The organism is Curtobacterium sp. A7_M15 (assembly GCF_030705415.1).
GTDB lineage: Bacteria > Actinomycetota > Actinomycetes > Actinomycetales > Microbacteriaceae > Curtobacterium.
Genome location: NZ_JAUZED010000163.1, coordinates 1 through 5,758, shown reverse-complemented (window position 1 = coordinate 5,758; position 5,758 = coordinate 1). Strand labels below are relative to the sequence as shown.

The window sequence follows — 5,758 nt, the reverse complement described above, 5'->3', positions numbered from 1 at the left end:
CCTCCCGTCCGTCTGGACGCGCGTCGCGACGCTCCTTCCCAGAACGGGCGCGATGGAAAGCTGGATCGGGCGTACCTGGTCGGAAGAAGTGACCTGGTACGCCCGGATCGACCAGGTACGCGGAACGGCCCGAGGCTAGAGCGAGTCGCGCAGCTCCGTCACGAGGTGGCGGACGACGGCGCGGAGGTCCCCGCCGTTCTCCTGCGCGACCTGCAACTGCCGCTGGTACGACGCGCCGTCGGCGATCATCGTGTCGAGGTGGTGCAGCTCCTGCTGGCACCCGAGACGCTCCGCCACCGGGTCGAGCCGCTGCACGAGGTCGTGCACCTCGTCCGTGACCAGCCGCTCGTCGCCGGCCGCGTTCGTGATGATCTCCGCCTCCATGCCGTACCGGGCCGCGCGCCACTTGTTCTCGCGCACGAACCAGGGCTGCATGGTCGGCAGGGTCCCGCCGGCGTCGAGGCGGTCGGACATCTCGGTGACGAGGCACTGGACCAGCGCGGTCACCGCCCCGACCTCGTGCAGGGTCGAGATGCCGTCCGAGACGCGGTTCTCGAGGGTGCCCCACCCGGGCGAGGGGCGGATGTCCCAGCGGAGGTCCTTGACGCCCTCGATGACGCCCGTGCGGGTGAGGTCGTCGACGACCTCCTCGAAGTTCGCCCAGGCGCCGAGGGCGGGCGGCAGACCACCTGTCGGCAGCTGCTGGAACATCAGGGCACGGTTCGAGGCGTACCCGGTGTCGGTTCCGGCCCAGAACGGGCTCGACGCCGTGAAGGCCTGCAGGTGCGGCACGTAGGCGAGCATCGCGCCGAGGATCGGTAGCGCCTTGTCGCGGTCGTCGATGCCGACGTGGACATGCACGCCCCAGATGAGCATCTGACGGCCCCACCACCGGGTGCGGTCGATGAGGGTCGTGTAGTGCTCGCTGTCCGGAGTGATCTCCTGCTGGTCCCACACGGCGAAGGGGTGGGTACCCGCGCACATGACCTGCGCGTCGAGCGGCTCGGCGGCGTCGACGACCTCGCCGATGATGCCGGACAGCTCGCTCGTGGCGCCGCTCACCCGCGAGTGGACGCCGGTGACGACCTCGACGGTGTTCGTCAGGAGCTCCTCGGTCACGCGGTCGTGGTCACCGAGCCGCTGCTGCACCGCCTGGATCACGGCGGGGGCACGCGGGGTCAGGTCGCCGGTGTCCCGGTCGACCAGGGGGAGCTCCCACTCGACGCCGATGGTCGACGGGCGGGACTCGGTGAAACGGATCTCCATGCTGTACATCCTGCCCGGCTCCTTGTCGGACACGCACAAGGAACCGCACCCCCGGTCGTGCGGATCCGATTCACAGAGGATGCACACCGGGCGTACCGTAGTAACGCTCAACAGGGAAGAGGTAGGCATGCAGCTGGTCGTGCGCGGGACGAACGCACCGCTCGTCGGAGAACTCGACATCCCGGTCTCGAAGTACCACGCGCACCGCGCGCTGGTGCTCGCGTCGCTGGCGAAGGGGACGAGCATCGTCTCCGGCATCAGCGCGACCCGACAGGTCGAGTGGACCGTCGGCACGCTCCGTGCCCTCGGTGTCGACGTGAAGCGTCGCGGGAACGAGTACCACGTGACCGGTCTCGGCGGCCGGTACGAGGCCACCGACGTCGTCGACCACGGCTCGCGCGGTGCCGACGGGCTCCTCAACATGGGCTCCTCCGGCACCACGCTCTACTTCATGACCGGGCTCGCGTCCCTCGCGGACAAGCCGATGACGCTCTCCGGCATGAAGTACTTCCAGCGCCGTCCGATCAAGGCGCTCCTCACCTCGCTGACGCAGATGGGCATCGAGCTCGAGGCCACGAACGACTGCCCGCCGGTCACCGTGCAGCCGAAGCGTCCCCGTGGCGGCGACGTCCAGATCGCCGGAACGCTGTCGCAGTGGATCTCCGGGCTGCTCCTCGTCGCGCCCTTCGCGGAGGAGGAGACGCGCATCCACATCACCGGCGGCCGGCTCAACGAGCAGCCGTACGTCGAGCTGACCGTGCGCATGATGCGCCAGTTCGGCCTCACGGTCGAGGTCTCCGACGACTGGCTCGAGTACCGGATCCCCGCGAACCAGCAGGCGACCCCGCACGACTACGTGATCCCGCCGGACATCGGCTCGGCCGCGTTCGGCATCGCCGCCGCCGGCATCCGCGAGTCGAACGTGCTGCTCCGCGGCATGACGGCGTTCACCACCGCCGAGACCGACCACCCGGAGAGCGAGTTCCTCGACCTCGCCACGGCGATGGGTGTCCCGATGCGGATCGACGAGGAGACCGGCTTCGTGCGCATCGAGCACGACGGCTCCCCGCTCCGCCCCCTCGACATCGACTGCCAGCCGATCCCGGACCTGTTGCCGATCCTGTCCACGATGGCGACCTTCGCCGAGGGCACGACCCGGCTCTGGAACGTCGCGCACATCCGGTTGAAGGAGTCCGACCGCGTCGCGGCGATGCTCCAGCTCAACCGGTTGGGTGGTCGCGCCGAGCAGGGCGCCGACGAGCTGCGCGTCACGGGTGTGCGTCCGGGTGACCTGCACGGCTCGCCCTTGTCCTCGTTCAACGACCACCGCGTGCTCATGTCGCTGGCCGTCGCGGCGTCGAAGGCCGACGGTGTCTCGGCGCTCACCTACCCGCGCGCCTACCGCATCTCGTACCCGACCTTCCTCGAGGCGATGAACTCGGTCGGACTCGACATGGAGGTCGGCGACGGGGCCTCGGCGCAGATCGCGCGCGACGACCGCATCGACGTCGTCGACACCGCCGCCGAGCGCACCGACCTCGGCGAGGAGCAGGAGACCGTGACGAGCGTGCTCCCCGAACTCGCCGGCGTCGACGCCGACCCGCTCGTCCTCAGCGAGAAGGTCCGGGCGCTCTCGCAGGAGGACCCGGACGGCCTCGCCGTGATCGAGGTCGGCGGTCCCGAGCCGGTGAACACGACGTGGCGCGAGCTGCAGGACGAGGCCGACAAGGTCTCCGCCCTGCTCCTCGAGCTCGGCGTCCGCACGGGCGAGTCCGTGGCGATGCAGCTGCCGAACTGGCGCGAGTTCGTCTCGATCACCCTCGGTGCGATCCAGATCGGTGCCGTGGCGACGCCGATCATGCCGGTGTTCGGTCCCCGCGAGACGACCATGACGCTCGCTCGGTCCCGCGCGCGCGTGGTCTTCCTGCCGAACGTCTTCCGGAAGCGTCGCCCGGCGCTCGAGCTGCTCGACGTGATCGACGAGGCGAAGGCCCAGAAGCGCCGACTGTCGGTCGAGCACGTGGTCGTGCTCCGCTCCGAGGCCCGCGGGCAGGCGGACAGCCCGACGAACCAGCCGCCGCTGCCCGCCGACGCCGCCGACCGTGTGGCCGCGAGCGAGTGGAACTGGCGCTACTTCGACACCGCGCTCGACTCCGTGCAGGTGGACGTCGACCAGATCCTCTCCCACTCGCCCGGTCCGGACGACGTGTGCCAGCTGCTCTTCACGTCCGGTACGACCGGCGAGCCGAAGGGCGTGCAGCACCCGCACCGCACGCTCGGCCTGGCGACCGCGATGCACGTGGCGCAGTCCGGTCTGACGAGCGAGGACCGGATCTACATCCCGTCGCCGCTCGCGCACCAGACCGGCTTCCTCTACGGCATGCTCCTGGCGTTCCGGCTCGGCGCGCCGCAGGTGATCCAGCCCGTGTGGGACGGCACCGTCGCCCTCGAACAGGCGTTCGGCGCCGCGAAGGCCACGTTCGTCCAGTGCGCGACCCCGTTCCTGACCGACCTGGTGGACCTGGTGGAAGCCGGTGCCGCGCAGCCCGAGTCGCTCCGCATCTTCGTGCCGACCGGTGCCGCGGTGCCCCGCGCCCTCGCCCAGCGGGCCGCGACGGTGCTCGGCACCGCCATCCTCGGCGCGTTCGGCACGAGCGAGACCTGCCTGGGCGCCCTGTCGAGCCCGACCGACGACCCGGCGGACGCCTACGGCCACGACGGTCGCGCCCTGCCCGGCATCCGGATCCGCATCGTCGACGACGAGGGGAACGAGCTGCCGGCGGACACCGAGGGCAACTTCGAGCTGCACTCGCCGACGATGTTCGACGGGTACCTCGACCGGCAGGACCTCACCGACGACGTCTTCACCGAGGACGGCTGGTACCGGACCGGCGACCTGGCGAAGGTCGACGCGAAGGGCTTCCTGTCGATCACCGGCCGCGTCAAGGACGTCATCAACCGTGGCGGTGAGAAGATCCCGGTGGTCGAGATCGAGAACCTGCTCTACCAGCACCCGCTCGTCACCGACGTCGCGATCGTCGCGATGCCGGATCCCCGACTCGGGGAGCGCGCCTGCGCGTTCGTCGTGCCGGCGGCCGGTGCCGAGCAGCTCGACTTCGCCGGGATGCAGCGCGCGCTCGACAAGGCCGGCGTGAGCAAGTACTACTGGCCGGAGCGGCTCGAGCACATCGCCGAGCTCCCGCGCAACGCGGTCGGCAAGGTCCAGAAGAACGTCCTGCGCGAGCAGGCAGCCGCGCTCGTCGCGACGAAGGAGAACGAGACACGATGACGATCACCGCCACCGAACAGACGCTGGACGAGACGACCTTCCAGCAGCTCAAGGCCGAGGTCACCGAGTGGGTGCGCGGCCGTGGCGAGGAGTGGGCGGAGGAGATCGAGCGCACCGGACAGGTCTCGCCCGAGCTGTTCCAGGAGCTCAAGGAGCGCGGCTGGCTCAGCCTCGCCGCCCCGGCCGAGCTCGGCGGACGGGGCATCCCGTTCTCGCGCTACCTCGAGATCATGGAGATCGTGTCGCGGTCGCACGCCTCGATCCGCATGCTCGTGCACGTCATCAACGGCACCTGGCGCGCCATGCAGCCGTACGCCACTCCGGAGCAGCTCGACGAGGTCGTGAAGCCGAGCGTCGCCGGTGACAAGCTCGTCGCGTTCACGCTGACCGAGGCCACCGCCGGCACCGGGGCGGACATCCGCACCACGGTCCGCCGCGAGGGTGACACCTACGTGATGAACGGCGAGAAGCACCTCATCACGTTCGGCGTCAAGGCCGACTACTGGCTCATCGCCGCGCGCCTCGAGGGCACCACCGGCCAGGACGGCACCGTGGCGTTCCTCATGCCGAACTCCGGCCTGCCCGGCGCCGAGGTGATCGACGACTCCGACACCATGGGTATCCGCGGCACGGACCACGCGATCCTGCGCTTCACCGAGACGCCGATCCCGGCCTCCGCCCGCCTCGGCGAGGAGGGGCAGGGCCTCGAGGTCGCCCTCGGCGGCTTCCTGCTGCCGAGCCGCGTGTCCGTCGCGATGAGCGCCGTCGGCCTCGCCGAGCGCGCGAACGAGCTGGCCGTCGAGTACGCGAACAAGCGCGAGACGTTCGGCAAGAAGCTCTCCAGCCGGCAGGCGATCCAGTTCTACATCGCCGAGAACTACGCCGACATCGCCGCGGCCCGTGCCCTCGTGCTCGAAGCGGCGCGCGCCTACGAAGAGGACCGCCCGGACGCCGGCACGCTGTCCAGCGCCTCGAAGATGGTCGCCGTCGACATGCTCGCCCGGGTCACCGACAAGGCACTGCAGGTGCACGGCGGTCAGGGCTACTGGAAGCGCAACGCCATCGAGCGCGTCTACCGCGACGCCCGTGCGCAGCGCTTCGAAGAGGGCACCAACGAGATCCAGAAGCTGGTCGTCGGCCGCGCCGTCGTGACCGGCCAGGCCGGGTTCTGACCCGCAACCACACGACGGCCGGGAGGCGCGG

The 5,758-nt window shown here is 70.3% G+C and carries 3 protein-coding genes; 2 read left to right on the top strand and 1 reads right to left on the bottom strand.

The features are described 5' to 3' along the window. Positions 1-135: 135 nt before the first annotated feature. A complete protein-coding gene (locus Q7F20_RS17610; protein ID WP_305741361.1) occupies positions 136-1,275 on the bottom strand; it encodes a glutamate--cysteine ligase in 1,140 nt (379 codons plus the stop codon). Positions 1,276-1,393: 118 nt separating this feature from the next. Here Q7F20_RS17610 and aroA point away from each other — a divergent pair, with 118 nt between their 5' ends. Next, complete coding sequence (aroA, locus tag Q7F20_RS17605) at positions 1,394-4,555, top strand: 3-phosphoshikimate 1-carboxyvinyltransferase (protein ID WP_305741360.1); 3,162 nt, start codon at positions 1,394-1,396, stop codon at positions 4,553-4,555. Next, positions 4,552-5,727, top strand: a complete 1,176-nt coding sequence (locus Q7F20_RS17600) for an acyl-CoA dehydrogenase family protein (RefSeq protein WP_305741359.1) — start codon at positions 4,552-4,554, stop codon at positions 5,725-5,727. Before aroA ends, Q7F20_RS17600 begins: the two co-directional genes overlap by 4 nt. The last annotated feature ends 31 nt before the right edge of the window (positions 5,728-5,758 follow it).

Bases quoted from the DNA above. Each gene is read 5' to 3' on its own strand.
- aroA (WP_305741360.1), top strand. From the start codon at position 1,394: ATGCAGCTGGTCGTGCGCGGGACGAACGCACCGCTCGTCGGAGAACTC.
- Q7F20_RS17600 (WP_305741359.1), top strand. From the start codon at position 4,552: ATGACGATCACCGCCACCGAACAGACGCTGGACGAGACGACCTTCCAG.
- Q7F20_RS17610 (WP_305741361.1), bottom strand. From the start codon at position 1,275: ATGTACAGCATGGAGATCCGTTTCACCGAGTCCCGCCCGTCGACCATC.